This is a genomic window from Aquitalea sp. ASV15 (assembly GCF_016429115.1).
Lineage (GTDB): Bacteria > Pseudomonadota > Gammaproteobacteria > Burkholderiales > Chromobacteriaceae > Aquitalea > Aquitalea magnusonii.
Map to the genome: position 1 here is coordinate 37912 of NZ_JAELTZ010000007.1, position 26242 is coordinate 64153.

Consider the following 26242-nt stretch of genomic DNA (forward strand, 5'->3'; position numbering starts at 1 on the left):
ATGAATGCAAATCGATATGCACAGTTTTTTGCACTGGATGGCCAGGTCATTCCAATCCGGGCCGGTCTGAAAGTGAACCAGACCTATGAACAGCTCGGTGGCCGCCAGCTGTTCCGGGCCCGCACCGGTAAGGCCAGGATGCAGAGCCACTGGACCAAGGTTAAAACCGTTCTGTCCGGCAGCGGCTGGAATGTCATGCCTTTTGCGGGCATTGATCAGACGGCAGTCCATACCCTGGACTGCGTGACCGCCCGTGCGCTGCAGAGCCATCTGCCGCTGCTTACCCTGCCGGCACTTCGCCAGGACATCCCGCCGCGTGGCTTTGCCGTGGTGGGTGGCGAACTGGTGCCGACGCATGCGGTGCTGGCCGGCACGGTGCTGACGCTCAATCCGGTCGCGGGTGCGGACAGCTATGTCTGCTGGTACTGGCCTCGCCTGACCGGCTATCTGACTGCCGTATCGGACCAGGGCGACCCGCGCAGCCTGAATTACACATGGTCGCTGACGCTGGAAGAAGCTTGAGATGATCAACGGCTCTGCCATCAATAGCGCACCGATCAATGCCTATGCTGCCAGCGGCAGTACGCCTCCGCCGAGTGCCAGCAAACTGTCGGTGCCGATTACGCTGGACGTATCGACGCTGCCAACCGGGTCGCTTTTCACTCCGATCAGCCTGGCAGTGCTACCGGTATCACTGCCGGCAGAAGGCTGGGATGTCCGGGTGCTGGTGGGCGGTGTGGATCTGTCCGGCCGGGTCGAGGGTGAGCTGGAGATTGAAGCCGAGGAAGGCGCTGCGCGTATCGCTTCAGTGGTGCTGAGCCTGGCTGCCGGCGACAGCCTTGCCAGCTTTGGTGGACAAAGCCTGGTGATTGATGTCCAGCCGATGATCGGTGGTGCCTGGGTGCGCCGCTTTACCGGCAAAGTATCCCTGCCACAGTTTGACCTTGAAGCCGGCCGTGTCACCCTGCACGGTACCGATAACCGCCATGAACTGCTGGCGCAATCCAGCCGCTCAGCCCTTGCGGCTATGATCGGTGGTTACTGGTCCGACCATGTCGGCAGCGAGGCAGCAAATAGCCTGCAGTATGCCGAAGGCCGACTTGAAACTGTTGCTGGCAGCTTTGATCTTGATGCCTACGGCAATCCACGGCTGACCGAGTGGGCCGGATCTGGCCAAGCTGCGACGGTGACCGACGACGATATCAAGGATGGTTCGCTTGAGGTCCGGCCGGTAGCGCTGAGCGATGTCACCAACCTGGTCACCAATGACCAGGTCGGACTGGGCGCAGTATCAACGACTAGCATTTGCGGGCTAATTCACGACAGTACAAACGACACCGGCAAATCGGCAACAGACAATCTGACCGCGAACGCTCGGCCGCTGATTGGCGGTACAGTTGAACCAGGTGCAACTGTCACCCTGACCATCGGTGGTCAGAGTGTGGTGACTACGGCATCCAGTGCAGGCTATTTTGCGGTACAGCCGCCGTATGCGCTGGCCCCCGGCATACATACCCCGCACATCACGGTGACCAGCAGCTGGACGTGGGAAGCATGGGGAACCTCATTCACCGTGGCCACGGCTGCCGAGGCGAACGAAGGGGCGGTATCGTCTGCAGCCAGCGAAAAAGTGGCCAGCACCGATTGCACGCTGGAATACCGCTACCCTCGCCTGCACCTTGCCGAAACGATTTACCAGTGGACGATGGGCATTTCATACCCGGAGCTGGTGCTCGGCCGTAATGGCCATGCCTTCATCCTCCCGGAGCGGTCGCTGTTCGAATCGGCCGCCAGCCAGTCCGGCTGGATCGTCGACAAAACGACTTACACATCACCCAAGCAAGGTAGCGCAGTCGTTGGCTATATCGACCGCAACGGCAATATCATCAACGGTGCCCCAGGTCCGGCCGCCGACGTCATTGAAATGCTGATCTTCAAGAACGAGTACACCGGAGACCCGGCATCCGATCCGCGCTGTGAGGCAGCAACGCTGTGGCTGCATCGGCGCATCGCTCAGCCGGTGACCGAGCGCTGGCGTGTCACGGTATCTGCGCCTGACTCTGTCTCGGCACTCGGCACCCGTAAAACCCAAGGGGCAACTGCGGCCGTCGACGCCACCAGCAGCTTTAATGCCGATGCCTGGGAGAAAGACCTCAAGGTCGAACCGGTCATCAAGGCCAGCACCGATTACACAAGTCTGCCGACTGTTTCACGCGCCGATATCGATGCCGCTCTGGTCTGCCTGGCAGCCAAGGCCCGTCGTCAGATACTCGCAAGCCACCGCGCTAGCCGGGTGACCTTCACGACCGTGGCCAGCGCAACGCTGGACCTGTCGCAGCGCCTGCAAGTTGACTCTGCTGACTTGCACGCTATCGGCAAAGTTGCCCGGTTTGTCGAGCGCTACGCAATCGATAGCGGCAGGGCTGAGACGGACATCGAGCTGGCCATCAGTGCGCTGGTGGGAGTCGGCACCGCCGAAGATGAGCCGCTGCAGAGTCCGTCCATTACCGGTGCGGCCAATCTGTCGCAATCGGCCACGGTGCCGGTCCCGAGCGCGTGGGAAGGACGAGGTGACCTGATCGCGGGCACATCCTGGACTACGGGTGCGACCGGTGACACGACTTCGCAATATCCGCGCTCGGTAGCCCTGACCACTAATGCTATCCATCCATACATGACCGACCCGATTGACCGCCCGATGTCTTATGAGATCAGTGTGGCCATACCGGTTGACCCTTTTGAACTGAGGTAGCTATGTCGCTCTCTTTTGCACTGTATTACGACGCCGCCCGAACCCAGCCAGTGACCCAGCTGGCGCTAGCTGGTATTAACGATGCCCTGGCCAGTCCACTCCAGCAGCGGCTGTATGTTGGCCCGGCTGCTGGCGTGCGGACAATGTCGACGGATGGCCAGCCGATCCGCTTATCTGTCGTCTCGACTGGCGACGTCCAGCCTGCCGCGTTTCGGCTGGCACTAACCCAAGCGGATCTCAGCAGCGCAGTGCCGGGTGCCGATCTGGCATTGGCTGCCCAACTGGATGACCTGGTCGCTATCTGGCTGCAGGTGGATTGTGCTGGTCTCAGCACGGGCTCTCATGCCGGCTTGACGATCAGCAGTAGCGAAGTGAAAGAGGTGTCGCTATGAGCGGGATGAGCAAGCAGGACGCCGACATTATCGGCAAGGCGCTGCAGCAGCCGGCTGCCTCAGCCAAGCGGCTACCGGCGCTGCCGGCGCGGGGAGGGATTCCCGGTGCCACTGCAAAAGGAACTCAGCCGGCTGGTACGGCGGGCAGCGGTGGGATTGACTCGCCGCTGACCGAGCAGTCCAGAAGCTACTGGCCGACTGTGCAGGCAGTCACGTCGGATGGGCTGCTGCAGATTGCATATCAGCCAATCAAAAGCGTTGTGATGAAAAATAAATCTGCCAGGGAGGTGGTGTTTAACTATGCCCAGCCTACCGCCTCCTGATCTTGGCGGCCCCCTGCCGCTGCAGATTAATCGCCTCGGACATGCCGTACACGGGCTGTGTAAAAACGGCACGGTCACCATGGCTAATGGCCTGCAGCAGGATGGCTATGCTTTCCCTGGGACAGGTTTTTGCTATGCCGTATCGGTGCCTGGCTTTGTTGCAGGTACCGATCCCGATGCCGCTACTGAACAGGCTGCCGGCCGCTACTGGTTGCCTTATGCCATCGTGTCGGGTGGGCAGCTGTATGGCCAGCAGCTGATGACTGAGCCCGGCTATCGCGGTGATGCTGCGGTATTCATGAGTTTTGGCACCAACCGGAATCTTGCGATCACCATCCCGGGTGGTGGCATAAAGGCAATCTGGTGGACGATCTGGCCGTCGCAACAAATACATAGTGTGACCGGTATTCCGGCAATCAATGAGCCGCTCTATTGGAAACTGTTGGACGTAGCTGGCCACCGTGCTGTGTTTGCGGCCAGCACGGTATTGGGTGGCGATAACATCGGCATGAAATTGTGGTCTGCAGAGTGCCGTTTTTTTGAAATGACGGTGACCTGGCCAGTCGGTGGCACGCCACAGATATCCATGGCAGAGCTGCCGAATACGAGCAGCCTTCCCACGCAGTTTAATAGCTTTACGGTCACTCAAGCTGTACCTGTAGAGGGCGGTGGACTTGAGCTACGGGACTATACGCAGCCCGCACGCTCCTGTGATGCGCAATACGGCATGACGGCCAATCGCTTAGCTATCCAGCCGATGGCAACCAACGTCACCGCTTATTACCCACATGATCATACCTATAGTCGCATCGTCGGCTATGCCTACCGGGATGATCAGCCACAGCCCATCACCTGCGAGGCCCATAGCGTTCTGACGCAAGACTATGCCTGTGTACCTTACTCCTACCTTGAAACCAAACTTTGGTCTGTACGTGTCAGCAACAAGGTGCATCGCCGGGTGACTACAAGGATCACGTTTGGGGGAGCAGAGGTCATCAGCGCCGTGTGGGATAAGGATATTTGGGACAGCTGGGTGGTCATGAGCGCGACTGGTGTTGATGCCGATAGTAATGGTAAGCCCCTGCTGGGCGGCGGCGGACTTAATTATGGGGATGATGCCGTTGTATGGATGGGGTGCTACTCACTAGCGCGGGATCTGCTGGTTGCAGCGTGGTCGGATAATGAGTCCGCAAAATGGCAGCTTGTCGATGTTGTGACCGGTCAGAAGCTGAACCAGGGGAGCCTCAGCGAGGCTCAGCGGTTGTCATTTCAGCAAGGGAACAAGTTTCAGTTTGTCTACGCCAGCAAACACCCGGTTACCGGGCAAGTTGCGGTCAGTGTTCCAGCTGCCGGCAGTACGCTTGCAGAACAGCTGTGTTGGGTTTAACGGGAGGTTTATATGTTTTCGATGTTTAATAACTCGGATGTGACGCTGGCCGGGCTGGATCAGCAGGCGTTTGGCAATGCCAGCAACTTTGTGGCCGCCGTTTGGCCGAATGCCAGCCCAACACGGGAAATGCTGGTAGGTCATACCGCGATGCGCGTAGCGATTGAAGCCATTGACGGAAGTCAGCGTGAAATCATTGAGCTGCGTGTATCAGAAGACCAGATCATCCGAGGTGCTGAGCCCGTCATGCTGGCTGGCAACTGGGTGGATCAAAATTCAATCAGCTGGGACGCTGTGCCATGCCGGGTGTTTGTGACGGTGACGGCCGCGATGTTGCAAGCCGCCATGGGTTATCCACACTGGGTCGGGGCAGGCATGTATCAGTCCAATCTGCAGATCGACTGGCCGGCACAATCCATTGATATCAGCGCATACGACAGCCCGGACCCGGTCTTTCTGATGCTGTCCCCTGATTCAATTTTTCCGGGTGACCGTTTCCGGGTGACCCTGGTTCGCAATGGCGGTAATCCAGTGCAGATTGGCGGTACCGCAGGCCGCTGGAAAAAGGCTGATGGCAGCGCAGTCAACTGGCCGACTATGGGAACTGGCGGCCTTGTTACATGGCACTTTGACGCTTTCCTGGACCGGATGAACTGCGTTGCCTACATCGTAAATGAAGTACGGATCGCAGCGGGTTAACCGAACCCTTTCCCCCGTTCCTCCTCAGCAGAAACACCGGACACTTGGCACTCAATGTCCGGTGTTTTGTTTTGAGAGGCCACTTTGCTCCCCTATGTCCGTAAAGACCCGCTAACCATCGTCCAGGGCTGCACTTTCTTGCATACATGGGAATGGATCGCGGGTGGCCAGCCTGTCGATCTGACTGGGGCTGAGTTCGAACTGGTCGCTAAAGCCAGCACAGATAGCAGCATCGCCCTGATCCATCTCACGACTAATAATGCCGGCATCACGGTGAGCGGCAATGCCATCAACCTGCGCATCGAGGAGGACATCACCCGCGCATACACCTGGCGTAATGCCGTTTTTGATTTGCGGGTGACGTGGCCCGGCGCAGAGCCGCGCAGGGTCGATCCATTCATGACGGGCCGGATTGAGGTCCGCCCAGGGGTGTTGGTATGACCGAGGTGATTGAACTGATCCCGACCCCGGTTCGAGAGGTGCTGGAGGTCGTTGTTACCGAGCGTGAAACGATTGTTGAAGTCGCCCGGCAGGGACCGCCGGGACCGCCAGGTGACGCAGGCTTTGATGTAGACCTCAACCTGATCTATCAGATCGCCAAACTCTAGGAGTGCAAATGTCTCTGCAAACACGTATTACCGAACTGGCTCAGAGCATCGCAGCTGACATCAAGTTGCTGAAGGCAAATCAGGGCAATTTGTCCGTCTTGAATACCACAGCCAAGAATAGCTTGGTTGCAGCTATCAACGAGGTGCTGCAGTTGGCCCAGGCGGCCGCAGGCGCTGCTGGCGCATCCATTGACGACACTGCCGCAAGCAATACCAAAACATACTCGTCTACCAAGATCACGGGGCTACTGGCTGATCTTAAAAATCAGATATTGGGTGGTGCGTCAGCTGCCTATGACACGCTACAGGAAATCGAAGCCAAGCTGGGGAGCGACGACACTGCCCTAGCCAACCTGTTGACCGCTGTCGGTAACCGGATCAGCTTTGCCGATGCCCAGTCACTGACGGCTGCGCAGCAGCTTCAGGCATGCACCAATCTTGGTATCGGTGATCCTACGACAGATTTTGTTGCCGCTTATACTGCAGCGAAGTCCTAAATGGCGGGCGTTACAGCAAAGGTCACTGCACTAGCGCAAGCAGTCGGTGCTGATATCAAGGCATTACTGGCGGCGGTTGCACTTAAAGCCTCAGTATCTAGCACTACGCCGGCTTCTCTTGCTGCTGCAGCATCTCCGGGTTCATCTACGGCAGCATCTCGTGCTGACCATGTTCATCCATATCCTAGTACCCTGCCTGATCTGAATATTACTGGCACTGCAAAGCTGGCAAGCGTCGCTCTGTACAACACAATTGTTGCAAATGTGTCCAGTGCCAGCTGGGTTAATGTGCCGCTTGATAGTGGTGGAAACGCCGCACTGGTCGCCGGCTACATTTATACATTCCGGCTAACTGTCCCCAGCACCGGGACCAATACTGGCGCTACGTATCAGGTCTACCAGACTGCAGCCTCGACATGGGTTGCCAGGTTGGTAGCCAACAACGGAACCGATTCAAATAAACCACGGCTGCAAGTTAGCTCCGGTGTTGTCAAAGTAAGCACAAACAATGTTAACCCATACAGCGTTTCGATAACCGTAGAAACCAGGGCCACTGGCAACGTCACGTTAGTGAACCCTGCCGTGCTGGGTATAGACGGGGTACTTTCGCACGACGGAGACGCAAGTGCGCTCTCTACTTCGGCAAGGTTTGTCAGCGTTGGCGCGGCGGCCAGTGCGTGGGGAAGTCAGAACTACGGAGCAGAGTTTCAAGGCGGCGCGGTAATTTCGCAATCTACCGGTGTGATGCAAGTAGCGCAGAACGCAGTTTTAACCGCCTCCGGCTGGGTGTACAAGTACAATACTTACGCAGCGCTGTATTCTGTCTATGGCGGCTGGCACTACTGGAACACTGCTGCGTCGGGCACTGCCGGTAGTGCTATTTCGTGGTCGTCACCGATGTCGCTAAGCTATGCCGGAAACTTGCTGATCGGGTACACAGCGGACAACGGAACCGACAAGCTGCAGGTAAACGGCACGGTGTACCACACGTCTCCGGCAAACCTGGACAATTCAAACAAGTCCGCTAATACAGCATGGGTGAACGCCAATGCGCTGTGCTGGTATAACAATGCCGCCACAGACTTTAATGCAATGCTGACTTCCGGAGTGTCGTTTACTTCCGCTACCACCAACAACCCCACTGGGGTTTCCGGCGGCATTTTGCTCGTAGAGAACAGCGGCGGCATCATCGCCCAGCAATTCTACACAATAACGTCCAACACCGTTTACACCCGCTCTAGCGCCAATGGGGGCAGTACCTGGACCGCGTGGAAGCAAGTAGCTACGACCGCAAGCCCCACTTTTACAGGCACCACGACAACAGCTGCGCTCAGCACGACTGGGCTTATTAGCGCGTCAGCAGGCTATATTGCGCTTTACGGTCCCGCTTCGTTACCGGCTCTTTCCACATCGATGCTGGCGGGGGAGATAACCGGCTGCTTGAACCAGTCCACCGATTACGGCGTGCTGCGGCTGTCCGCGGGCGGTTCGCTAACTTTGATCCAAAAAACAGCCATAGACTTGGTAGGCTACACTGGCGGCACTGATGGTCGTCAAATCGTTTTCTACACAGCTGGGGTGCGGGCCGGCTCGTTTAGCGCGAACGGTAATCTGCTGCTGAACACTACTACTGACAACGGAACTGACAAGCTGCAAGTCAATGGCCGTATATACAGTGCGTCAGGCATCGGCATTGCCGCGTACTATGACACAGTTCCTGCTCTTAGCAGCTCTCTCGTTACCGGCGAAATAACTGGTAACCCCAATGCTTCTGTAGGTTCGTACACCGCTGATTACGGTTTCCTCCGCCTGTCAGCCGGCGGCGGCACTACGCTGGCTCAGAAGGCAGCTATCGACCTACAAGGCTACGGAGCTACGGATGGTAGCCAAATCCGTTTCTACGCCAACGGAACGGAGTGCATGCGGATCAGGGTCGGTCGGGTGCTGATAGGAACCACGACTGACAACGGAACTGACAAGCTGCAAGTCAACGGCAGCGCGGCGACTTCCGCCGTGCGCTTTGCGGCATCGAATCCGACAGCTCCTGCCGCCGGCAGCGCGCTTACATACGGGCAGACGATAGCCGGCCGCACGCTCGACGCAAACCTGCCTAGCATGGGTCAGCGCGCCATATCACAAGTAGCCCAATGGGACCGCAAGATAGGTGGCTGGATTTCCGGCAATGTTGACTCCAGCGGCGTGTTCTCCGGCAACTTCCCGTCGCAGACTCGCGTCGGCACAGCAACGCCACGCACTGTCACAGCAGGAACCATGGTGGGTATGGCTACCCGGCTCGGCTATGCCAGCGCTACGACCGCCGGCTCATTGTCGGGCACATACACCGCGACAGCACAGTATGCGCTGGGCAATGGAAGTTATGGCGGGTTCCAGTTCACTTGGCGGCTGAATTTCTCTGATCCTGCGGCTGTGTCTGGGGCGCGTGCATTCGTGGGCATGTCCAGCAACGTGTCGCCGCCGACAAACGTAGAAGCAAATACGCTTACAAACTCTATCGGCCTCGCGCAGCTGTCCACCGACGCCACGCAGCTGTACATCGTGTACGGCGGCAGTGCGGCACAGACGGCAATCGCTTTGGGCATAGGATTCCCACCGATGGCTAGTACCGGCATCACTGGCGGCCCGATCTACGATTTCACGCTATACAGCCCGTCGAGTGCCAACGGTGTTGTGTACTACCGCCTTGAGCGCAGGGACACCGGTACTTTCGTGGAAGGGGCCGTAGGCCCAGGCACTGCCGGCACTACGTTGCCGGCTAACACGACACTACTCGCCCCTCGCGCATGGCGCTGCAACAACGCTACCGCGCTCGCAGTCGGGCTTGATATGCACTCTATGTATTCTGAGACGGAGTTCTGATGTACACGATCAATTTGAGTACGGGCGAAGTGACGCGGTTGTCGGACGGTAAAGTCGTGGCACCTTGCCAGTCTGTTGATGACCCGGACTATGCCGCTTATGCGGAGTGGGTTAATGCAGGCAACCAGCCAGAAGTGAGTGATTAGGTGGATTAATTTGCAGGGTGATTTGCACTGGCGGAAAAATTATCTAGTGCAAAAGTCTGCGCGAAACTGTGCAAAAGAATCCGCGCCGTTACACTAGCCAGTCTTACAAGTTACAGAAAAGCAAAAAGCCAGCCCCGCAGGGCTGGCTTCAAGTGCTTGACTTACATGGTGCCGGTAAGAGGAGTCGAACCCCCGACCTTCGCATTACGAATGCGCTGCTCTACCAACTGAGCTATACCGGCGAACCAACTTGGTAAAAAAGCCTTGAGTCTCTTATGAAGAAATTCAAGGCTTTTTTGAATCTGGTCGGAGTGAGAGGATTCGAACCTCCGGCCTCTACGTCCCGAACGTAGCGCTCTACCAGGCTAAGCTACACTCCGATTTGTGTTTTCGCGCATCAGCGCGAGAACAGCAATTTAACTCAAATCCAAGTATTTCACAATACTTTTGCGATATTTTTGGTCGGAGTGAGAGGATTCGAACCTCCGGCCTCTACGTCCCGAACGTAGCGCTCTACCAGGCTAAGCTACACTCCGCTTCCCACTAATATCTGCAATCTGTTGTCTGCTGCGCGGCCCGTTTCCGGGTTACAATCAGCGGCATCAGAGGACGCGCATTATGGAACAATTATGTGGTTTAAGCAACTATCTTTTTATCGCCTGACTTCCGAATCCATCCACGCAAGCGACAAACTGGCCGCCGCGCTGGAGAAAAGCCCCTTTCAGCATTGTGGCGGGCTGGACTGGTTTGCCGAAGGCTGGGTCGCACCTGCCTCACATCTGGACAGCCCGGTGTTTACCGCCCGCGATTGCCAGTTGCTGTCGCTCAAGCGGGAAGACAAGGTATTGCCCGCTGGCGTGATCCGCGATTTTGTCGAACAGAAAGTGCAGGAGATCGAGGATAAGGAGCTGCGCAAGGTTGGCCGCAAGGAAAAGCTGGCACTGAAAGAGCAGGTCACCGACGATTTGCTGCCACGCGCCTTTGTACGCAGTCATCGTACTACCGCCTATCTGGATTGCCGCCGCGGCTGGATGATGGTGGATTCGGGTACGGCCAGCAAGGCCGAAGCCCTGGTTTCCAAACTGCGCGAGGCCCTGCCCCCCTTCCCCGCCGCCCTGCCCCGTACCAAACTGGCTCCACATACGGCCATGACCGACTGGTTGGCAGCTGGCGAGGCACCTTACGGCTTCGAACTGGATGCCGACTGTGAGTTGAAAGATGGCAGCGAGAATGGCGCAGTCATTCGCTGCACGCGCATGGACCTGACCGCGGAGGAAATCCGTCAGCATATCGCGACCGGCAAGCAGGTGACCCGCGTTGGCCTGATCTGGCAGGAAAAAGTTCGTTTCATGCTGACGGATACCCTGCAACTCAAGCGCATCCAGTTTCTGGATATTCTGCAAGAAGAAGCCAGTCAGGCGGGTGATGACCGGGAAAGCCTGTTTGAAGCCACCTTCACCCTGATGAGTGAAGAGCTGGGGGAATTGGTAGAAGCCTTGATCGAAGCGCTTGGCGGCCTGGAAGACAGCCAGGCATCGCCTGCCCCGGCACCGGCACAGCACCTTGCGGCGCCGGCAGAGCATGGCAGCGACGAGAAGCTGCCCTGGGACTAAGCCCATCACATCCGGATTGACCAAGAGCCTGCGGGCTCTTTTTTTTTGATAGCACAAAACTAACAATCGATTAACAACAATCAATTTAACAAAACTATCAGTCATGACCATACTAAGCCCATCACCCTGCTACGGGATGAGCAGCAAAGGCTTGAACTTGACGGCTACTTTACTGCCCTAGCACTAGATAAGATTTTTCTTATCAATATTAAGGAATTATCCCAGTAACAAAGAACAGGTGATGCAGTACAAATTAGGCTATCAATCCAGTACACCGGGAGAACGTCATGCAAAACAATCAGACATGGCAGGAAGTCCTGCTCGACATGCTGGCCGCATTCGCAGGCTTGCAATAGTACGATCAGGTGCAATCCCTCTGGTAGCTGCCTGCCGGAGTCTGCCTTGAAAGTGCAAACGGGCACTATCCCCTGCACTGGATTCTTGAAAACCTCTATCTGTTCGCGGGAACACCCCGCAACAATCCATAACCCACGCAACAGGAGCAAGTGATGGCGAACAATAACGCAAGTTCTGCAGGCAAGTGCCCGGTCATGCATGGCGGAATGACCCAGACCAGCATGTCGAACATGGACTGGTGGCCCAAAGCCCTGAACCTGGACATCCTGCACCAGCACGACAGCAAGACCAATCCGCTGGGTGGTGGTTTCAGCTATCGCGAAGAACTGAAAAAGCTGGATGTTGAAGCACTGAAAAATGATATCAAGGCCCTGATGACAGACAGCCAGGACTGGTGGCCGGCTGACTGGGGCCATTATGGCGGACTGATGATTCGCATGGCCTGGCACGCGGCCGGCACTTACCGCATTGCGGACGGCCGTGGCGGCGCCGGCACCGGCAACCAGCGTTTTGCCCCCCTGAACTCCTGGCCCGACAACGGCAACCTCGACAAGGCCCGCCGCCTGCTGTGGCCGATCAAGAAAAAATACGGCAACAAGATCAGCTGGGCCGATCTGATCGTGCTGGCCGGTACCATGGCTTACGAGTCCATGGGCCTCAAGTCCTATGGTTTCGCCTTTGGCCGCGAAGACATCTGGGGCCCCGAGAAAGACATCTACTGGGGTTCGGAAAAGGAATGGCTGGCCCCCAGCGGCAGCGAAGGCAGCCGCTACTCCGGTGAGCGCGATCTGGAAAACCCGCTGGCCGCCGTCATGATGGGTCTGATCTATGTAAACCCGGAAGGCGTGGACGGCAAGCCCGATCCGCTCAAGACCGCCTATGATGTGCGTGTCACCTTTGCCCGCATGGCGATGAATGACGAAGAAACCGTAGCCTTGACGGCTGGCGGCCACACCGTCGGCAAGACGCACGGCAACGGCGATGCCAGCAAACTGGGCCCCGCTCCCGAGGGTGCCGAGCTGCAAGACCAGGGGCTTGGCTGGCTCAACCACAGCAGCCGTGGCATTGGCCGCGATGCCGTCACCAGCGGCCTGGAAGGTGCCTGGACTACTCACCCGACCCGCTGGGACAACGACTACTTCGACATGCTGCTCAACCATGAGTGGGAGAGCCGCAAGAGCCCGGCAGGCGCCTGGCAGTGGGAACCCACCAATGCCAAGCCCGAGGCTTACCCGGCCGACGTGGAAAACGACCCGTCCAAGCGTACCCGCCTGATGATGACCGACGCCGACATGGCCATGAAGATGGACCCGGTCTACCGTGCCATCTGCGAACGCTTCCAGAAGGACCCGGCCTACTTCTCGGAAGTATTCGCCCGCGCCTGGTTCAAGCTGACGCACCGTGACATGGGCCCGAAGGCCCGCTACATCGGCCCCGATGTGCCGCAGGAAGACCTGATCTGGCAAGATCCGGTTCCGGCCGGCCCCACCGGCTACGATATCGACGCCGTCAAGGCGAAGATTGCCGCCAGCGGCCTGAGCTTGGCCGAAATGGTCAGCACCGCCTGGGATAGTGCCCGCACCTTCCGCGGTTCGGACAAGCGCGGCGGTGCCAATGGTGCACGTATCCGCCTGGCTCCGCAAAAGGACTGGGCCGGTAATGAGCCGGCGCGCCTGGCCAAGGTGTTGGCGGTATTGGAAAAAATCGCCGCCGAATCCGGTGCCAGCGTGGCTGACGTGATTGTCCTGGCCGGTAATGTCGGTATCGAGCAGGCCGCCAAGGCTGCAGGCCATGCCATCACGGTGCCATTCGCACCCGGTCGTGGTGATGCCACTGCCGAGATGACCGATGTCGAGTCCTTTGATGTGCTGGAACCGCTTGCCGACGGTTTCCGTAACTGGCAGAAACAGGATTACGTGGTCAGCGCCGAGGAAATGCTGCTCGACCGTGCACAGCTGATGCGCCTGACCGCCTGCGAAATGACCGTACTGGTGGGTGGCCTGCGCGTGCTGGGTACCAATCATGGCGGCAGCCAGCACGGCGTGTTCACCAACCGTGTCGGACAATTGACCAATGATTTCTTTGTCAATCTGACCGATATGGCCAATACCTGGAAACCGGCTGCGCACAATCTTTACGAGTTGCGTGATCGCAAGAGCGGCGCCGTCAAGTGGACCGCAAGCCGTGTCGATCTGGTATTCGGCTCCAACTCGGTGCTGCGCGCTTACGCCGAGGTGTATGCGCAGGACGATGCCCAGGAGAAATTCGTCAAGGATTTCGTCGCAGCCTGGACCAAGGTGATGAATGCAGATCGCTTTGATCTGAACTGACCGTCCTGACGCACGGCGCGTCATCACGAACAGGCCAACCCAACCGGACAGCACATGCTGTCCGGTTTTTTTTACAGCCTATCCGCTTTTCAGGCAGGTCCTGCGGGCGCCGGCACCTGTCCTGTCATTGCCAAAACAAATCGCGAATTTTAAAAGATTAATTTTACTTGAGAATTATTCTCATTAAAATGACATCATTAATTGGGAGAACCGTATGAAACAACTGCACACCCCATTACAGCGCAGCCGTTTGCGCCTGATGACCCGCCGACTGCTTGGCCTGGCCATCGTCTGCGCTGGTTGGGCCCTGATACTGCAGCCAACAGGGCACCACAGCATGGCGAAGCAGCCTGTTGCCAGTCACCCGGCTTAGCATGAGCAACGGTGGCTGCTCCGTGGCGCGCCAGTGATGCCGGGTGAACCGGGCCTGCGGCAGGCTTATGGATGCCTGGGAAACTGCGCCGGCTCAGTCGTTTTCACCTAGTCGCAGGCTGCCCGGCGGAATGCGCGACAAGCGCTTGGCCTGGGCCATATCCAGCCGCACAAGGCTGGCAAACTATTCACCATTGGTAAACAATATAATGAGAAATTCACGGTTTTTTTAACAGGGAAAGCTGGTTAAGCTGTTTACATGGCAATCACTGCAGGCAATACCACCATGACCACGCGACAACCCGCCCTGTTTATTTCTCATGGCGCCCCGACGCTCCCCATCGAGCACAGCGCCACCCGTGACTTTCTGCAGCAGCTTGGGCAGCAGCTCCCCCGCCCACGTGCCATCGTGGTACTGTCCGCCCACTGGGAAAGTACGCTGCCCATGGTCAATCTGGCTGAGAAACCGGGCACACTGTACGACTTTGGCGGCTTTCCGCCCATTCTCTACACCCTGCGCTATCCTGCCAGCACCGATCTGACCCTGGCCGCAGAGGCGACGGACCTGTTGCGCCAGTCTGGCTTCCGTGTGGGCAGCACCGATCAGCGTGGCCTGGACCACGGCATGTGGACACCATTGATGTTGATGTATCCGCAAGCGGATATTCCCCTGGTCATGGTGTCGCTACCGCATGCGGCGACAGCCGACACCTATTACCGGATGGGGCGCGCCTTGCGCGCACTGCGTGATGATAATGTGATGATTGTGGGCTCGGGCAGCTATACCCATAATCTGTGGCAGCTTGGCCGCGATGGCAGTGCCCCGCCCTCTTGGGCCGAAGATTTTGCCCAGTGGATGGACCATGCCTTGAGTGATAACCGGCCGCAGGACATCCTCAACTGGAAGCAGCTGGCACCGCACGCCCGTGAAAACCATCCCAGCGACGAGCATTTCAATCCACTGCTGGTAGCCATGGGGGCGGCATCGGATGATACGCCACCGCACAAGCTGCACGATGACTGGCGCATGGGCTCATTGTCCATGGCCTGCTGGCGCTTCGACTGACATGCAGCAGGGCCATCTTCAAGATGGCCCTGTTACTGTCCAAGTACGCTTCTCAGCTCACAGCGTTTTCAATTTGCCACGGAAATCATCCAGCCGCTGGTATCCCTTGTGCGCCATCAACGCCCGCAATTCATCCAGAATGCGGGCAAACGCCCCTTCGCCTTCTTCGTACAGGCAGGTGCCGATCTGTACCGCCGTCGCTCCGGCCAGGATATGCATGAAGGCCTCACGACCACTGTTGATACCGCCACAGCCCACCACATGCTTGCCAGGCAACAGGCGGTAAAACTCACGGACATTGGCCAGCGCCGTCGGCAATACATAGCTGCCCCCCAGACCACCCAGCCCGTCCTTGGGCTTGATCACCACGCTTTCACGCTCGACATCGATCACCAGGCCATTGCCGATGGAGTTGATGCAGGTGACAAAGCGCAATGCGGGGAAGGCATTGAGCACGGCGGCCATCCGGGCAAAATGCACCGGATCGAAATACGGTGGCAACTTGACGCCGAACGGGCCGTGGTAGACACGCGCCATCTGCGTCAGCGCCTCATGACAAGCCTGGAAATCGTAGCCCAGCTGTGGCTTGCCCGGCAGATTCGGGCAGGACAGATTGACTTCCGGCAAGCAGGGTAGCTGCGCAGCCGCCAGATCACTGAGCATGTCCAGGTTCTCCTGCAGCGTCATGCCGGAGAGCGACAGGAATAGCGGCTTGCCTGCGGCATAGGGATAGCTGCGCGCATAATCCAGGTAATAAGGATAGCCAGCATTGGGCAGCCCCATGGAGTTGATGCTGCCCAGCGCTGTCGCACAATAGCGTGGCTCCGGATTACCTGTACGCGGCTGCGGCGTGCAACTCTTGGTGATCACTGCAGCGGCCGCCGAGGTGCGCACTTGCTCCAGTTCCGCCACACTGCGGCACATGACGCCCGAGGCGTTATACAGCGGATTGGCCATGGCAAGACCAAGCCAGGAGACAGACAGGTCGACATGCATGCCTTGGATTTCCCGACAAAACAAAAAACGCAGTCTGCGCCAGGCACCGCAGGGTCGCTCTGCGCCACATCAAGCCACCATGCAATACGACCACCGCAGCGCGCCTTGCCCGGCCGTCTAGCGCAATAGATGCAGGCCCTGATAGAAGGCAAAGCAAAGCAGCCAGGCCAGCAGGACCGACCAGCCGACAGAGAGCGCGGTAAAGCTGCGGCTTCTGGACTCGCGCCGTATCGCCGCCACGGTGGACAGGCAAGGCACATACACCAGGGTAAAGATCAGGAAACTCATGGCCGAGGCCCAGTCCAGATGGTGTAGCAAGGCGGCCCCCAGGCCGGCCTCCGGCACGCCATAGATCACCGCCAGGCCGCCCAGCAGGATTTCCTTGGCGACAAAGCCCACCAGCAGGGCCACGGCCAGTTCATGCCTGATGCCGATGGGGTCCAGCACCGGAGCCAATACCGTACCCAGCATATCGGCCAGCGTCTTGTTATCACCAGCCGGGATATGCGAAACCAGCCACACCAGCACCACCCCCATCAGGATGAAGCTGGAGGCCAGTTCGAGAAAGGCACGTACCTCGCCCACCGCCCGGATCAGCATGTGACGCATACCCGGCAGGCGATAAGGCGGCAGCTCCAGCAAAAACGCCTCATTGCCCCGATAACGATGTTTGAACACCCAGGCCGTGAAAATGGCGACCACGAAACTCAGCAGGTATAGCAGCAGCAAGACCCACGGCGCCTGATGCGGAGTGAACAGGATGCCGGCAAAAAACACCACCACCTGCAGCCGCGCCGAACACAGGGAAAAGGGGACGATCAGCATGGTGAGCAGGCGTTGCTGGCGCTCGCGCATCACCCGCGTACCCAGAATGGCCGGCACATTGCAGCCAAAACCCATCAGCTGCATGACAAAACCACGGCCATCCAGCCCCAGCCTGGCCATGAAGGCATCGGTCAGATAGGCCGCGCGCGCCAGGTAGCCACTGTCCTCCACCAAGGCCATCAGGATGAAAAACACGAACAGGATGGGGGCAAAAGTGAGCACGGTGGACACCCCTTGCCAGACGCCCTCCAGTAGCAGGCTCTGCACAATGGCAGGCAAAGGAGCAAGCCAGTGCTGCAAGGCCGCTTCCTTGAACCAGTCCAGCCCGTCGCCCACCCATCCTTGCAGTGGCGTGCCGATCTGATAGGTCAGATTGAACAGCAAGGCCATGCAGGCGAAGAACAGCGGCAAGCCCCAGCAGGAGTGCATCAGCCAGGCATCGACTTTTTCCGTGATGCCCGCCGGCAGCACGGCAGGCAAACGCCAGCACCCGGCCAGCAGTGTCCGCGCCTGCATGATGGCCTGCTGCGTCTCCGGCACGCGCTCCAGCTGGGCATGACTGGCAACCGCAGCACTGGCAGCCTGGCGGTTCAGCGCCTCCAGCAGCGCAGGCCAGCCCTCCATGCGCTTGGCCGACACCAGCACCACCGGCACACCAAGGCGCTGACGCAACAGCGGCAGATCAAGCGAAATCCCCAGCAGCCTGGCTTCATCCGCCATATTGAGCACCACCACGGCAGGCAGGCCGCTGGCCAGCACCTGCAGCGCCAGTGGCAGCTGGCGGTCCAGCTGGGCGGCATTGAGCAGCAGGATGGCCGCGTCAAATGCGGTGCTCATCAAGACATCGCGCACGACTGCTTCATCGTCGCTATAGCCGGTCAGGTCATTCACCCCAGGCAAGTCGACCAATTCCACCATCTTGCCGCCCAGCAGCAGCCGCGCGCTGGTGAGCTCGACCGTGAGCCCGGGCCAGTTGCCAACCCGTTGCGACATGCCGGTCAGGCGATTGAATACCGTGGACTTGCCCGTATTGGGCAGGCCGAGCAAGGCAAAACGCTTCATTCCGCCACCCGTACCAGGATCAGACTGGCCAGACTGCGACGCAGCAAAAAGCGCGTACTCCCCACTTCCAGCACCAGCGGGCCACCAAAGGGGGCGCTGCGCATCAGGCTGAAATGACTGCCGGGAATCAGCCCGAACGCCGCAACACGACGGAAGGCCTCGTCAGACAGATCCAGGCTGTCCACCACGCCCTTGCACCCCAGTGGAAACTTGTCGAGTGACAACATCTTGCATACCCAATAACGCGAATAGTTTGCATTATTATAAGTAAAAGACCTTTCTCCCGATAAGGCTTCCTGGCCGGCATCTGCGCAAGGTTTGCGCAACATCAATGGCCAGCAAGCCCAAGCCATTTGCCGGCATCGGCAAAACATGACGAGATATGGCCCTGCCGGGTCATACCGTTTAGAATCGGTGCCATCTAAATTTCTGTAACGGACCCCCGACCATGAGTATCAAATCCGACAAGTGGATCCGCCGCATGGCGCAGGATCACAACATGATCGAGCCGTTTGAATACAACCAGATCAAGAATATCAACGGCGAGAAGGTGATTTCCTTCGGCACCTCCAGCTATGGCTACGATATTCGCTGTGCCGATGAATTCAAGGTATTCACCAATATCAACAGCACCATTGTCGACCCGAAAAATTTCGACCCCGATTCTTTTGTCGAAGTCTCCGGCAAGGGTTACTGCATCATCCCGCCCAACAGTTTCGCCCTGGCCCGCACAGTGGAATATTTCCGTATCCCGCGATCGGTACTGACCGTGTGCCTGGGCAAATCGACCTACGCGCGCTGCGGCATCATCGTCAATGTCACCCCCTTCGAACCGGAATGGGAAGGCTATGTCACGCTGGAGTTTTCCAACACCACCCCGCTGCCGGCCAAGATTTATGCCAACGAAGGCGTGGCACAGGTGCTGTTCTTCGAATCCGATGAAGTGTGTGATGTGTCTTATGCCGATCGTGCGGGCAAATACATGGGCCAGGTTGGCGTCACCCTGCCCCGCCCCTGATGGTCGCCTTGCGCGACAAGCCGCTACGACAAGGACAGCCCAGGCTGTCCTTTTTTATTTCATCAGCATGAAAATCTGTCGGGCAATTTCCGCTGCCTGTTCTAGGATGAACTGTGGCTTATCCGTTTTCAGCAGCAAACCCAATACAGCACATGCTTTCTTCTTGGGACGTCGCGGTTCCCCCTTGCCGTAACGTCCCTTTTTTTATGCCGCAATAATACATATGTCATTTTTATTCAATATTCTCATTCTATGGAAATAGTTTGCTGCTTTGGCCATGACAGGGCAGCGCAAGAGACCAGGCACATAAAGAAACAGGGCCGGCAAAGCCGGCCCTGCTACTCCCTCATTCCCCGGTGACCCCGTTGTTGTCTCCCGACTAGATGACCTCGCTTGCCTTGTGGCAAGGATCTTCCAGCAAAATCCGGGCATTTTCCGCCAGTTGGTCCAGATCTTCGTCCAGATGTTCCTGCATATCCAGCAAGGCCGCCTTCAGCACCATGGCAGCCAGTGCCGCCTGGTCGCCACTGAACACATGGGCCAATACGCGCAACTCACGGCAGGCATGCAGATCCAGCGGTACTTCCAGTGTACGCACCACATCGACCCGTGTTACGGCTTCAGTGGTCATGCCCTTGCTGCGGCAGCTTTCCAGCTCGCACAGCAAGCCTTTCAGAGCGAGTCCCATTGCCATCTCCTTTCACCCACACTTTAACGCTAGCTGGGCTCCCCCCAAAAACCAAGCGACGGCAGACAAGATATTGACTTGAAACAAAATATTCATCTGCCATTGCCAGCAATCGGGCTAGCCGCGGCCGCGGGGCTGCGCTGAAGGGATCACCGTAGTACGGGCGTGCCGGCTACTGCCGCATTGAAAAACCCTCCAGCACATTCACCGCATTCAGCCCGATGGGCTCCACCGCATACCCACCCTCCATGCAGAAAGCGGTAGGCAGTCCCAGCCCGCCAATCTGCTCACCCAGCCGTAGAAAGTCGGTGCTGGCCAGGGAAAAGCGCGAGATCGGATCGCCTTCGAAGGTATCCACCCCCAGCGACACCACCAGCGCATCCGGGGCATAGCGCCGGATTTCACCCAGCGCAGTGTCCAGCGCGGCAAACCACAAGGCCACGCTGGACGCAGCCGGCAGCGGAAAATTGTAGTTGTAGCCCAGGCCGGCCCCCTCGCCATGCTCGTCGGCAAAGCCGAGAAAGAAGGGGTATTCGGTGGCCGGATCGCCATGAATCGACAGGAACAACACGTCATCCCGCTGGTAGAAGATATCCTGCGTGCCATTGCCGTGGTGATAGTCGACATCCAGCACGGCCACCCGCTTCGCACCGCGATCCAGCAGGCTTTGCGCTGCAATGGCGGCATTATTGAAGAAACAATAGCCACCACAGTAATCACGGGCAGCATGATGGCCCGGCGGCCGGGTGAGGGCGAATACGCCGCGCTGGCCCGCCGCCAGCTGATCGACGGCCGTCAGTGCCACATCCGCCGCGGCCGTGATGGCCGGCCAGGTGCCGGCGGTCAGCGGCGTGCCGCAGTCCATCGAGTAATAACACAGCTGCCCTTCCACATGCTGCGGGATGGCCGCGCGCAGACGGCGGATCTGCCACATTTTGGGCAAGGCGTCGTAGTCGCGCCCCATGGCCGTCCAGCGTTGCCAGGCAGTTTGCAGAAATTCGACATAGCCGGCATCGTGCACGCGCAGTACCGGTGCCAGCCCGTGCGCGACCGGCTCGATCACCGGGCCAAGATCACGTGACCTGACTTCCTGCAATACCATGTCGGCACGCGAGGGATTTTCGAAACAAGGCTTGAGGGTGCCATCGATCAGCTCGGCCTTGCCGTGCTGCAGGCGGTGTGTGTCGCTATAGATGGTCAGCATGGGAATATCCGGCAAGCAAAAGCCCCATGCTGGCGCGATGGGGCGATGGGGTCAACCATGACCGGGCGATGATTTGCCCGGGCGCAATACTGTTTGCTCAACCTTCTTCGGCATCGCCATCCACATAGAACCAGCGACCGTCTTCCTTGCGAAAGCGGCTGACTTCATGCAGCCGCTGTGCACGACCGTTGACTTTGTAGCGGGCGACAAACTCCACCACACCGGCGTCGTCCTCGGCACTGCCCGCCTGCGTGCTGAGCACGTCCAGCGCCAGCCATTTGACGAAGCGCTCTTCGCGCGACAAGTCCAGCTCTGCCGGACGGGTGGAGGCGTGCCAGCTGGCCAGCAGATAATCGGCATTATTCATGGTGTAGGCCGCATAGCGGGAGCGCATCAGGCTCTCGGCCGTGGGAGCCTGCTGGGTGCCATCGATATAGCGGCCGCAACAGTCGGCGTAAGAGGCCGTCAGGCCACAGGGGCAGGCACTGGAATGTTTCTTCTTGCTCATTGCTTTATCAGCCCAGGGCGGGCAATCCATAGAGTTTCAACAGAAAATTGGTAAATACCGGCGCTGGCGGCTTGGGCTGCAGCTTGGGCCAGCGACGCAGCCATTCGCGCAAGCGCATTTCCATGCGTGCTTGCGACTCTTCCTGCGTCAGCCGTCCGGCATCGCGTTCCACCGCCAGGTAGCGATACATGGCAAAGCTGTTGTCATCAACCAGGTTGGCACCAATCAAGCGCAGGCGATAGACATTGAGCTGATCGGCCGCCGCCACGCGGCTCAGCTCGCCGCTTTTCACCTTGCCAGCCAGGCGACTGGCTTCCCTGAACAGCAAGTCCTGCTTGCTGTCAGGCTGCGGCTGGGCCTGCACCGGTCGAGCAGGTCGCACCCCGGTTTGCGGGGCTGCCGGTTGTTGCAGCAAGCTGCAGGCAGACAACACCAGCGACATGCCGGCTACCCGGCTAAGCACTTTGAGAGTGGAATGCATGGGCGGTAGTGTAGCGGATGTGGAGGCAGATTGGACAAAATACGCCGGCTGGCAGTTCGCTGCCGGCGGCCCCCACATGACAAAACCGGCCGGGCAGTGACTGCGCGGCCGGTGAGATGGCGAGGAAGGCTGAGCAGAAACGATCAGGCCAGATGTTCGAACAGCGGTGTCGACAAATAACGCTCGCCAAAGGAAGGAATGACCACCACGATCAGCTTGCCGGCGTTTTCCGGGCGCTTGGCCAGCTGAATGGCCGACCACACGGCGGCACCGGAAGAGATGCCGACCAGCACGCCTTCCTGGGTCGCCACCGCCCGTGCCGTGGCAAAGGCATCATCATTTTTGACGCGAATGATTTCGTCGTAAACCTCGGTATTCAGAATGGGCGGTACAAAACCGGCACCAATGCCCTGGATGGGATGCGGGCCCTTCGGCCCACCCGACAGCACCGGCGACGCATCCGGCTCCACCGCCACAATCTGCACACCCGGTTTGCGGGCTTTCAGCACTTCACCGACACCGGTAATGGTGCCGCCAGTACCAACACCAGCCACGAAAATATCCACCTGACCATCGGTATCGCGCCAGATTTCTTCAGCCGTGGTATTGCGGTGGACTTGCGGGTTGGCTGCGTTTTCGAATTGCTGCGGCATGAACCAGCTGTCCGGATTTTCTTCGACCAGCTGACGCGCCTTGGCAATGGCACCACCCATGCCATCCGGCCCCGGAGTGAGGATCAGTTCCGCACCGTAGGCTTTCAGCAGCTGGCGACGCTCGCGGCTCATGGTTTCCGGCATGGTGATCACCAGCTTGTAGCCACGCGCGGCGCAAACCATGGCCAGGCCGATGCCGGTATTGCCGGAGGTCGGCTCGACGATGGTCGTGTGCGGCCCGATCTTGCCAGCCTGCTCGGCAGCATCGATCATGGCCACCGCGATACGGTCCTTGACGCTGTGCGCCGGATTGAAAAACTCCAGCTTGGCGACCACGGTGGCGACGCAGCCATCGGTAACGCGGTTCAGTTTGACCAGAGGGGTATTGCCGATCAGGTCGGTTACGGTATTGGCGATACGCATCGTCTTATTCTCCCGGGCAACATTAATGCAAGGTTTAATAACGCTTATAATATATGAGCGCTCAGAAAACTCTAATAGTGTTTACTTCTATTCAATGAACCAACTGGTCCCACATCCATCATGCCGACCCAGGAAGAGCTGATTCCCTTGAGCGGCTGGCGCCGCAAGCTGTACATCATCATTTTTGAGGCAGACACCCGCAGCGGCCGGCTGTTCGATCTGGCGCTGATTGTCAGCATCGTCCTGTCGCTGCTCACCGTGATCCTGGAGAGTGTGGCCAGCATCCGTCAGCAATGGGGCCCGCAATTAAAGATTCTGGACTGGCTGTTCACCATTCTGTTCACGTTGGAATACCTGCTGCGTCTGGCCTGCGTCCACAAACCGCTACGCTACGCCCGCAGCTTTTTCGGCGTGGTCGACCTGTTGTCCATCCTGCCGCTCTACCTGGGCCTGTTCATTCCGGAAAGCCGCTTCCTGGCCGATATCCGCGTGCTGCGGCTGCTGCGCATGTTCCGCATTCTCAAGCTCACCCGCTACATGGGCGAGGCACGCGAGCTGAAACGGGCCATGCTGGCCAGCCGGCGCAAGATCATCGTGTTTCTCGGCACCGTGGTACTGCTGGTCATCATCCTGGGGACGCTGATGTATGTCATCGAAGGCGAAGCCAATGGCTTCACCAGCATTCCGGTCGGCATTTACTGGGCCATTGTCACCCTCACCACCGTCGGCTTTGGCGACATCACCCCCAAGACACCATTGGGCCAGGCATTGGCCAGCCTGGTGATGATTACCGGCTATGGCATCATCGCCGTGCCCACCGGCATCGTGACGGCAGAAATCGCCCGCGGCGCATCGCCCACCCCAACGGACAAGCAGTCGGCCACCCGCCTCTGCCCCCATTGCTTCAGCGAGGGGCATGATTGGGATGCGCGCTTTTGCAAGCATTGCGGCGGCACACTGCCCAGACCAGCCAGGGGCGAGGTCAGCTAACGTACTGCTGAAGGTTAGGCGGCGGCCCGGGCGGCCAGAATGGTGCGCGCCACTTGTTCGGCCAGTTGGGCCAGCCGTTGCGGAGCTTCCTGCATCGCGCGATCCAGCGACATCGGCCGGTTGCACAGGGAATAACAGCCGTCAAAACTGCCAGCCAGCGCCCCTTGCTCGTCGGCGATGACCGCACCGGACAGCAGGCTGACCGGCACACCGGCCGCGCGTGCCAGTGCAGCCACACAGGCCGGAGCCTTGCCCGCCAGTGTCTGGCTGTCGCTGCGCCCTTCCCCGCTGAACACCCAGTCGACCCTCTGCAGGGCTGCCGCCAGGCCAAGATGGCGCGCCACGGCCTGCGCCCCCGATTGCATGCGCCCACCCAGCAACAGCATGGCATAGCCCAGCCCACCGGCAGCACCACTGCCGGGCAGGTGCCGGGTATCTCGCTGCAAGCGGGCATCCAGCAGCTGCGCAAAATGGGTGATCTCGCCATCGATGCGGGCGATATCCGCCGCAGCCACGCCTTTTTGCGGGCCGAAGACTGCGGTTGCCCCACGAGGCCCACTCAGCGGATTATCCACATCCGACCAGATTTCCAGCTCGACATCGGCAAAAGCCTGCAGCAAGCCATCGGCGTCCAGCGTGAACAACTGCGACAAATCCTGCAGTGCGCCGTCCAATCGTTGCCCCTGGGCATTGAGTAACTGCAGACCAAGCGCCGCCAGACACGCCGCCCCACCATCATTGGTACTGGAGCCGCCCAAGGCTACTGCGATACGCCGCTGCCCCGACTGCAACAAGGCTGCCAGCATCTGGCCAACACCACGGCTGCTACGTTGCGCCACCGGGCTGTCTCCCGCTTCGGGCAAGCCGATGATGCGCGCCACCTCCAGCACTGCGGTTCCATCCGGCAACAGCAAGCATGGAGCCATGATGGTGCCACCCGTGGCATTGCACACCGGAAACTGCAGCCACTGGCCGCCAACAGCGGCATACAGGGCATCCTGCGTCCCTTCGCCGCCATCGGCCATTGGACGAAGCAGGCACTCCGCCTGCGGGTCGGCGCGTTCAATGCCACGCTGCATCGCCTCTGCCACCGCAGCGGCCTCCAGCGAGCCTTTATAGGAATCCGGTGCAAGCAGCCAACGCATGGGTCATCCTCCAGCGGAAAATGGACAACATAAATGCAAAACCCCTCCTTGCCAAGGCAAGAAGGGGTTGGTAACGGGGGCGAATGAACGCTTATTCTGCCGACTGGCCTTCTGGCGCCACCGGCGTCGCACTGGCTTCTGGTGCAGCAGCGGCTTCAACTGCCGGTTTGGGTGCCGACATCAGCTGGGCAGCCTTTTTCTCTTCAGCAGTCACTTCGCCGCTCGGTTTGCCGGCCAGGTCGAAACGCTTGCCGCCACGCGCCAGCGACTTGACATAGCGCGGCTTGCGGCAGTGATTGGCCACCACACGGGAAATCAGCGTGGCATCGAATTGCGGCAAGGCAGCAATCAGGCTCTCATGGATGCCCAGAGCCAGCGGACGGAACTGACGAAACACTTCGAACTTGCTGTAAACATGTTCCGCAATCATTTCTGTCTGTTTTTTCTTCGACAGACTCTGCACTGCGGATTTGAGAGCAGCACCCAGTGCCGTTTCGGTATTTGGCTTCATGAACTTCTATCTAGATCCAGTGATGCTTTTCAATGACAGGCAAGCCTGCCAGACGGGGTGACGGTATACAACCCGTCGCTAGCACAGCCTGTCATCATCTCCATGACGCTGCTGCGCCCTGTATGGTAATGCAGCTTGCAAGCGCGTGCCAGCAAAAGCCGGCATCGACCAACTGGTCTGCTAGCCATGTGGCTCGAACAGTGTAACGGTGTTGGTGCGCCCAGCCGGGGTCGAACCGGCACAACCGAAGTCGAGGGATTTTAAGTCCCTTGCGTCTACCAATTTCGCCATGGGCGCACCGAGTGGCGGATTATGCCAG

At 58.8% G+C, this 26242-nt stretch carries 26 protein-coding genes and 4 tRNA genes; 16 read left to right on the forward strand and 14 right to left on the reverse strand.

What is annotated here, in order from left to right; all coding sequences use genetic code 11:
• From JHD64_RS04610 to JHD64_RS04660, 11 genes are all read left to right on the forward strand, one after another.
• Complete coding sequence (locus JHD64_RS04610) at positions 1–522, forward strand: hypothetical protein (protein ID WP_199052420.1); 522 nt, start codon at positions 1–3, stop codon at positions 520–522.
• Position 523: 1 nt separating this feature from the next.
• The gene (locus tag JHD64_RS04615) at positions 524–2752 is read left to right on the forward strand and encodes an Ig-like domain-containing protein (RefSeq protein WP_199052421.1); all 2229 of its coding nucleotides are present in this window, start codon (positions 524–526) and stop codon (positions 2750–2752) included.
• 2 nt (positions 2753–2754) lie between these two features.
• The gene (locus JHD64_RS04620) at positions 2755–3144 is read left to right on the forward strand and encodes a hypothetical protein (RefSeq protein ID WP_199052422.1); all 390 of its coding nucleotides are present in this window, start codon (positions 2755–2757) and stop codon (positions 3142–3144) included.
• Between the two features lie 5 nt (positions 3145–3149).
• Positions 3150–3467, forward strand: coding sequence for a hypothetical protein (locus tag JHD64_RS04625; RefSeq protein ID WP_199052423.1), 318 nt, complete (start codon positions 3150–3152; stop codon positions 3465–3467).
• A 79-nt stretch (positions 3468–3546) separates the two neighbouring features.
• Positions 3547–4854: a hypothetical protein gene (locus JHD64_RS04630; RefSeq protein WP_199052424.1), complete on the forward strand. Its 1308-nt coding sequence runs from the start codon at positions 3547–3549 to the stop codon at positions 4852–4854.
• A 12-nt stretch (positions 4855–4866) separates the two neighbouring features.
• On the forward strand, positions 4867–5553 hold the full coding sequence (locus JHD64_RS04635) for a hypothetical protein (RefSeq protein WP_199052425.1): 687 nt from the start codon (positions 4867–4869) through the stop codon (positions 5551–5553).
• Between the two features lie 84 nt (positions 5554–5637).
• Positions 5638–5994, forward strand: a complete 357-nt coding sequence (locus JHD64_RS04640) for a hypothetical protein (protein ID WP_199052426.1) — start codon at positions 5638–5640, stop codon at positions 5992–5994.
• Complete coding sequence (locus JHD64_RS04645) at positions 5991–6161, forward strand: hypothetical protein (RefSeq protein WP_199052427.1); 171 nt, start codon at positions 5991–5993, stop codon at positions 6159–6161. The genes JHD64_RS04640 and JHD64_RS04645 overlap by 4 nt, the downstream gene beginning before the upstream one ends.
• 8 nt (positions 6162–6169) lie before the next feature.
• Positions 6170–6658: a hypothetical protein gene (locus JHD64_RS04650; protein WP_199052428.1), complete on the forward strand. Its 489-nt coding sequence runs from the start codon at positions 6170–6172 to the stop codon at positions 6656–6658.
• The gene (locus JHD64_RS04655; protein WP_199052429.1) at positions 6659–9535 is read left to right on the forward strand and encodes a pyocin knob domain-containing protein; all 2877 of its coding nucleotides are present in this window, start codon (positions 6659–6661) and stop codon (positions 9533–9535) included.
• Positions 9535–9681, forward strand: coding sequence for a hypothetical protein (locus tag JHD64_RS04660; protein WP_199052430.1), 147 nt, complete (start codon positions 9535–9537; stop codon positions 9679–9681). Before JHD64_RS04655 ends, JHD64_RS04660 begins: the two co-directional genes overlap by 1 nt.
• A 166-nt stretch (positions 9682–9847) precedes the next feature.
• Here JHD64_RS04660 and JHD64_RS04665 read toward each other — a convergent pair.
• The 3 genes from JHD64_RS04665 to JHD64_RS04675 all read right to left on the reverse strand — a co-directional run bounded on the left by JHD64_RS04665 (position 9848) and on the right by JHD64_RS04675 (position 10217).
• Positions 9848–9923: transfer RNA gene (locus JHD64_RS04665), tRNA-Thr, on the reverse strand.
• Positions 9924–9984: 61 nt separating this feature from the next.
• Positions 9985–10061: transfer RNA gene (locus tag JHD64_RS04670), tRNA-Pro, on the reverse strand.
• 79 nt (positions 10062–10140) lie between these two features.
• A tRNA-Pro gene (locus JHD64_RS04675) sits at positions 10141–10217 on the reverse strand.
• Between the two features lie 93 nt (positions 10218–10310).
• Between JHD64_RS04675 and JHD64_RS04680 the strand changes: the two genes are divergently transcribed.
• The 3 genes from JHD64_RS04680 (at position 10311) to JHD64_RS04690 (ending at position 15419) form a co-directional block, all read left to right on the forward strand.
• A complete protein-coding gene (locus JHD64_RS04680; RefSeq protein WP_199052431.1) occupies positions 10311–11294 on the forward strand; it encodes a recombination-associated protein RdgC in 984 nt (327 codons plus the stop codon).
• A gap of 509 nt (positions 11295–11803) precedes the next feature.
• Entirely contained in the window at positions 11804–13981 is a 2178-nt protein-coding gene (katG, locus tag JHD64_RS04685; protein ID WP_199052432.1) for a catalase/peroxidase HPI, read from the forward strand.
• 658 nt (positions 13982–14639) lie between these two features.
• Positions 14640–15419: a class III extradiol ring-cleavage dioxygenase gene (locus JHD64_RS04690; RefSeq protein ID WP_199052433.1), complete on the forward strand. Its 780-nt coding sequence runs from the start codon at positions 14640–14642 to the stop codon at positions 15417–15419.
• A gap of 57 nt (positions 15420–15476) precedes the next feature.
• Here the strand turns inward: JHD64_RS04690 and JHD64_RS04695 are convergent, their stop codons facing one another.
• The 3 genes from JHD64_RS04695 to JHD64_RS04705 form a co-directional block, all read right to left on the reverse strand.
• Positions 15477–16415 carry a dihydroorotate oxidase gene (locus JHD64_RS04695; protein WP_199052434.1) on the reverse strand — a complete coding sequence of 313 codons (939 nt, stop codon included), beginning with the start codon at positions 16413–16415 and terminating at the stop codon, positions 15477–15479.
• Positions 16416–16532: 117 nt separating this feature from the next.
• Positions 16533–18302 carry a ferrous iron transport protein B gene (gene feoB, locus JHD64_RS04700; RefSeq protein WP_199052435.1) on the reverse strand — a complete coding sequence of 590 codons (1770 nt, stop codon included), beginning with the start codon at positions 18300–18302 and terminating at the stop codon, positions 16533–16535.
• Positions 18299–18529 carry a FeoA family protein gene (locus tag JHD64_RS04705; protein WP_199052436.1) on the reverse strand — a complete coding sequence of 77 codons (231 nt, stop codon included), beginning with the start codon at positions 18527–18529 and terminating at the stop codon, positions 18299–18301. The genes feoB and JHD64_RS04705 overlap by 4 nt, the downstream gene beginning before the upstream one ends.
• A gap of 221 nt (positions 18530–18750) precedes the next feature.
• Between JHD64_RS04705 and dcd the strand changes: the two genes are divergently transcribed.
• On the forward strand, positions 18751–19320 hold the full coding sequence (dcd, locus tag JHD64_RS04710; RefSeq protein WP_059286513.1) for a dCTP deaminase: 570 nt from the start codon (positions 18751–18753) through the stop codon (positions 19318–19320).
• Between the two features lie 379 nt (positions 19321–19699).
• Here the strand turns inward: dcd and JHD64_RS04715 are convergent, their stop codons facing one another.
• The 5 genes from JHD64_RS04715 to cysK all read right to left on the reverse strand — a co-directional run bounded on the left by JHD64_RS04715 (position 19700) and on the right by cysK (position 23277).
• Positions 19700–20008: a hypothetical protein gene (locus tag JHD64_RS04715; RefSeq protein ID WP_059286512.1), complete on the reverse strand. Its 309-nt coding sequence runs from the start codon at positions 20006–20008 to the stop codon at positions 19700–19702.
• A gap of 172 nt (positions 20009–20180) precedes the next feature.
• On the reverse strand, positions 20181–21212 hold the full coding sequence (locus JHD64_RS04720) for a histone deacetylase family protein (RefSeq protein WP_110313540.1): 1032 nt from the start codon (positions 21210–21212) through the stop codon (positions 20181–20183).
• 97 nt (positions 21213–21309) lie between these two features.
• Complete coding sequence (locus JHD64_RS04725) at positions 21310–21720, reverse strand: YchJ family protein (protein ID WP_059285318.1); 411 nt, start codon at positions 21718–21720, stop codon at positions 21310–21312.
• Between the two features lie 7 nt (positions 21721–21727).
• Positions 21728–22201: a hypothetical protein gene (locus JHD64_RS04730; RefSeq protein ID WP_233170330.1), complete on the reverse strand. Its 474-nt coding sequence runs from the start codon at positions 22199–22201 to the stop codon at positions 21728–21730.
• Between the two features lie 143 nt (positions 22202–22344).
• A complete protein-coding gene (cysK, locus tag JHD64_RS04735) occupies positions 22345–23277 on the reverse strand; it encodes a cysteine synthase A (RefSeq protein ID WP_199052437.1) in 933 nt (310 codons plus the stop codon).
• Positions 23278–23397: 120 nt separating this feature from the next.
• On the opposite strand from cysK, the gene JHD64_RS04740 reads away from it, so the two are divergent.
• On the forward strand, positions 23398–24267 hold the full coding sequence (locus tag JHD64_RS04740; RefSeq protein WP_199052438.1) for an ion transporter: 870 nt from the start codon (positions 23398–23400) through the stop codon (positions 24265–24267).
• A gap of 14 nt (positions 24268–24281) precedes the next feature.
• Here the strand turns inward: JHD64_RS04740 and JHD64_RS04745 are convergent, their stop codons facing one another.
• The 3 genes from JHD64_RS04745 to JHD64_RS04755 all read right to left on the reverse strand — a co-directional run bounded on the left by JHD64_RS04745 (position 24282) and on the right by JHD64_RS04755 (position 26220).
• Complete coding sequence (locus JHD64_RS04745; protein ID WP_199052439.1) at positions 24282–25412, reverse strand: glycerate kinase; 1131 nt, start codon at positions 25410–25412, stop codon at positions 24282–24284.
• Between the two features lie 91 nt (positions 25413–25503).
• The gene (locus JHD64_RS04750) at positions 25504–25923 is read right to left on the reverse strand and encodes a ProQ/FINO family protein (RefSeq protein ID WP_199052440.1); all 420 of its coding nucleotides are present in this window, start codon (positions 25921–25923) and stop codon (positions 25504–25506) included.
• A gap of 212 nt (positions 25924–26135) precedes the next feature.
• Positions 26136–26220: transfer RNA gene (locus JHD64_RS04755), tRNA-Leu, on the reverse strand.
• Positions 26221–26242: the final 22 nt, after the last annotated feature.

Bases quoted from the DNA above. Each gene is read 5' to 3' on its own strand.
- JHD64_RS04705 (WP_199052436.1), bottom strand. From the start codon at position 18,529: ATGTTGTCACTCGACAAGTTTCCACTGGGGTGCAAGGGCGTGGTGGAC.
- JHD64_RS04635 (WP_199052425.1), top strand. From the start codon at position 4,867: ATGTTTTCGATGTTTAATAACTCGGATGTGACGCTGGCCGGGCTGGAT.
- JHD64_RS04725 (WP_059285318.1), bottom strand. From the start codon at position 21,720: ATGAGCAAGAAGAAACATTCCAGTGCCTGCCCCTGTGGCCTGACGGCC.
- JHD64_RS04695 (WP_199052434.1), bottom strand. From the start codon at position 16,415: ATGCATGTCGACCTGTCTGTCTCCTGGCTTGGTCTTGCCATGGCCAAT.
- JHD64_RS04750 (WP_199052440.1), bottom strand. From the start codon at position 25,923: ATGAAGCCAAATACCGAAACGGCACTGGGTGCTGCTCTCAAATCCGCA.
- JHD64_RS04660 (WP_199052430.1), top strand. From the start codon at position 9,535: ATGTACACGATCAATTTGAGTACGGGCGAAGTGACGCGGTTGTCGGAC.
- dcd (WP_059286513.1), top strand. From the start codon at position 18,751: ATGAGTATCAAATCCGACAAGTGGATCCGCCGCATGGCGCAGGATCAC.
- JHD64_RS04730 (WP_233170330.1), bottom strand. From the start codon at position 22,201: ATGCATTCCACTCTCAAAGTGCTTAGCCGGGTAGCCGGCATGTCGCTG.
- JHD64_RS04655 (WP_199052429.1), top strand. From the start codon at position 6,659: ATGGCGGGCGTTACAGCAAAGGTCACTGCACTAGCGCAAGCAGTCGGT.
- JHD64_RS04745 (WP_199052439.1), bottom strand. From the start codon at position 25,412: ATGCGTTGGCTGCTTGCACCGGATTCCTATAAAGGCTCGCTGGAGGCC.
- JHD64_RS04645 (WP_199052427.1), top strand. From the start codon at position 5,991: ATGACCGAGGTGATTGAACTGATCCCGACCCCGGTTCGAGAGGTGCTG.
- JHD64_RS04720 (WP_110313540.1), bottom strand. From the start codon at position 21,212: ATGCTGACCATCTATAGCGACACACACCGCCTGCAGCACGGCAAGGCC.
- JHD64_RS04630 (WP_199052424.1), top strand. From the start codon at position 3,547: ATGGCTAATGGCCTGCAGCAGGATGGCTATGCTTTCCCTGGGACAGGT.
- JHD64_RS04680 (WP_199052431.1), top strand. From the start codon at position 10,311: ATGTGGTTTAAGCAACTATCTTTTTATCGCCTGACTTCCGAATCCATC.
- cysK (WP_199052437.1), bottom strand. From the start codon at position 23,277: ATGCGTATCGCCAATACCGTAACCGACCTGATCGGCAATACCCCTCTG.
- JHD64_RS04690 (WP_199052433.1), top strand. From the start codon at position 14,640: ATGACCACGCGACAACCCGCCCTGTTTATTTCTCATGGCGCCCCGACG.
- JHD64_RS04740 (WP_199052438.1), top strand. From the start codon at position 23,398: ATGCCGACCCAGGAAGAGCTGATTCCCTTGAGCGGCTGGCGCCGCAAG.
- JHD64_RS04715 (WP_059286512.1), bottom strand. From the start codon at position 20,008: ATGGGACTCGCTCTGAAAGGCTTGCTGTGCGAGCTGGAAAGCTGCCGC.
- feoB (WP_199052435.1), bottom strand. From the start codon at position 18,302: ATGAAGCGTTTTGCCTTGCTCGGCCTGCCCAATACGGGCAAGTCCACG.
- JHD64_RS04625 (WP_199052423.1), top strand. From the start codon at position 3,150: ATGAGCAAGCAGGACGCCGACATTATCGGCAAGGCGCTGCAGCAGCCG.
- JHD64_RS04650 (WP_199052428.1), top strand. From the start codon at position 6,170: ATGTCTCTGCAAACACGTATTACCGAACTGGCTCAGAGCATCGCAGCT.
- JHD64_RS04615 (WP_199052421.1), top strand. From the start codon at position 524: ATGATCAACGGCTCTGCCATCAATAGCGCACCGATCAATGCCTATGCT.
- JHD64_RS04610 (WP_199052420.1), top strand. From the start codon at position 1: ATGAATGCAAATCGATATGCACAGTTTTTTGCACTGGATGGCCAGGTC.
- JHD64_RS04620 (WP_199052422.1), top strand. From the start codon at position 2,755: ATGTCGCTCTCTTTTGCACTGTATTACGACGCCGCCCGAACCCAGCCA.
- katG (WP_199052432.1), top strand. From the start codon at position 11,804: ATGGCGAACAATAACGCAAGTTCTGCAGGCAAGTGCCCGGTCATGCAT.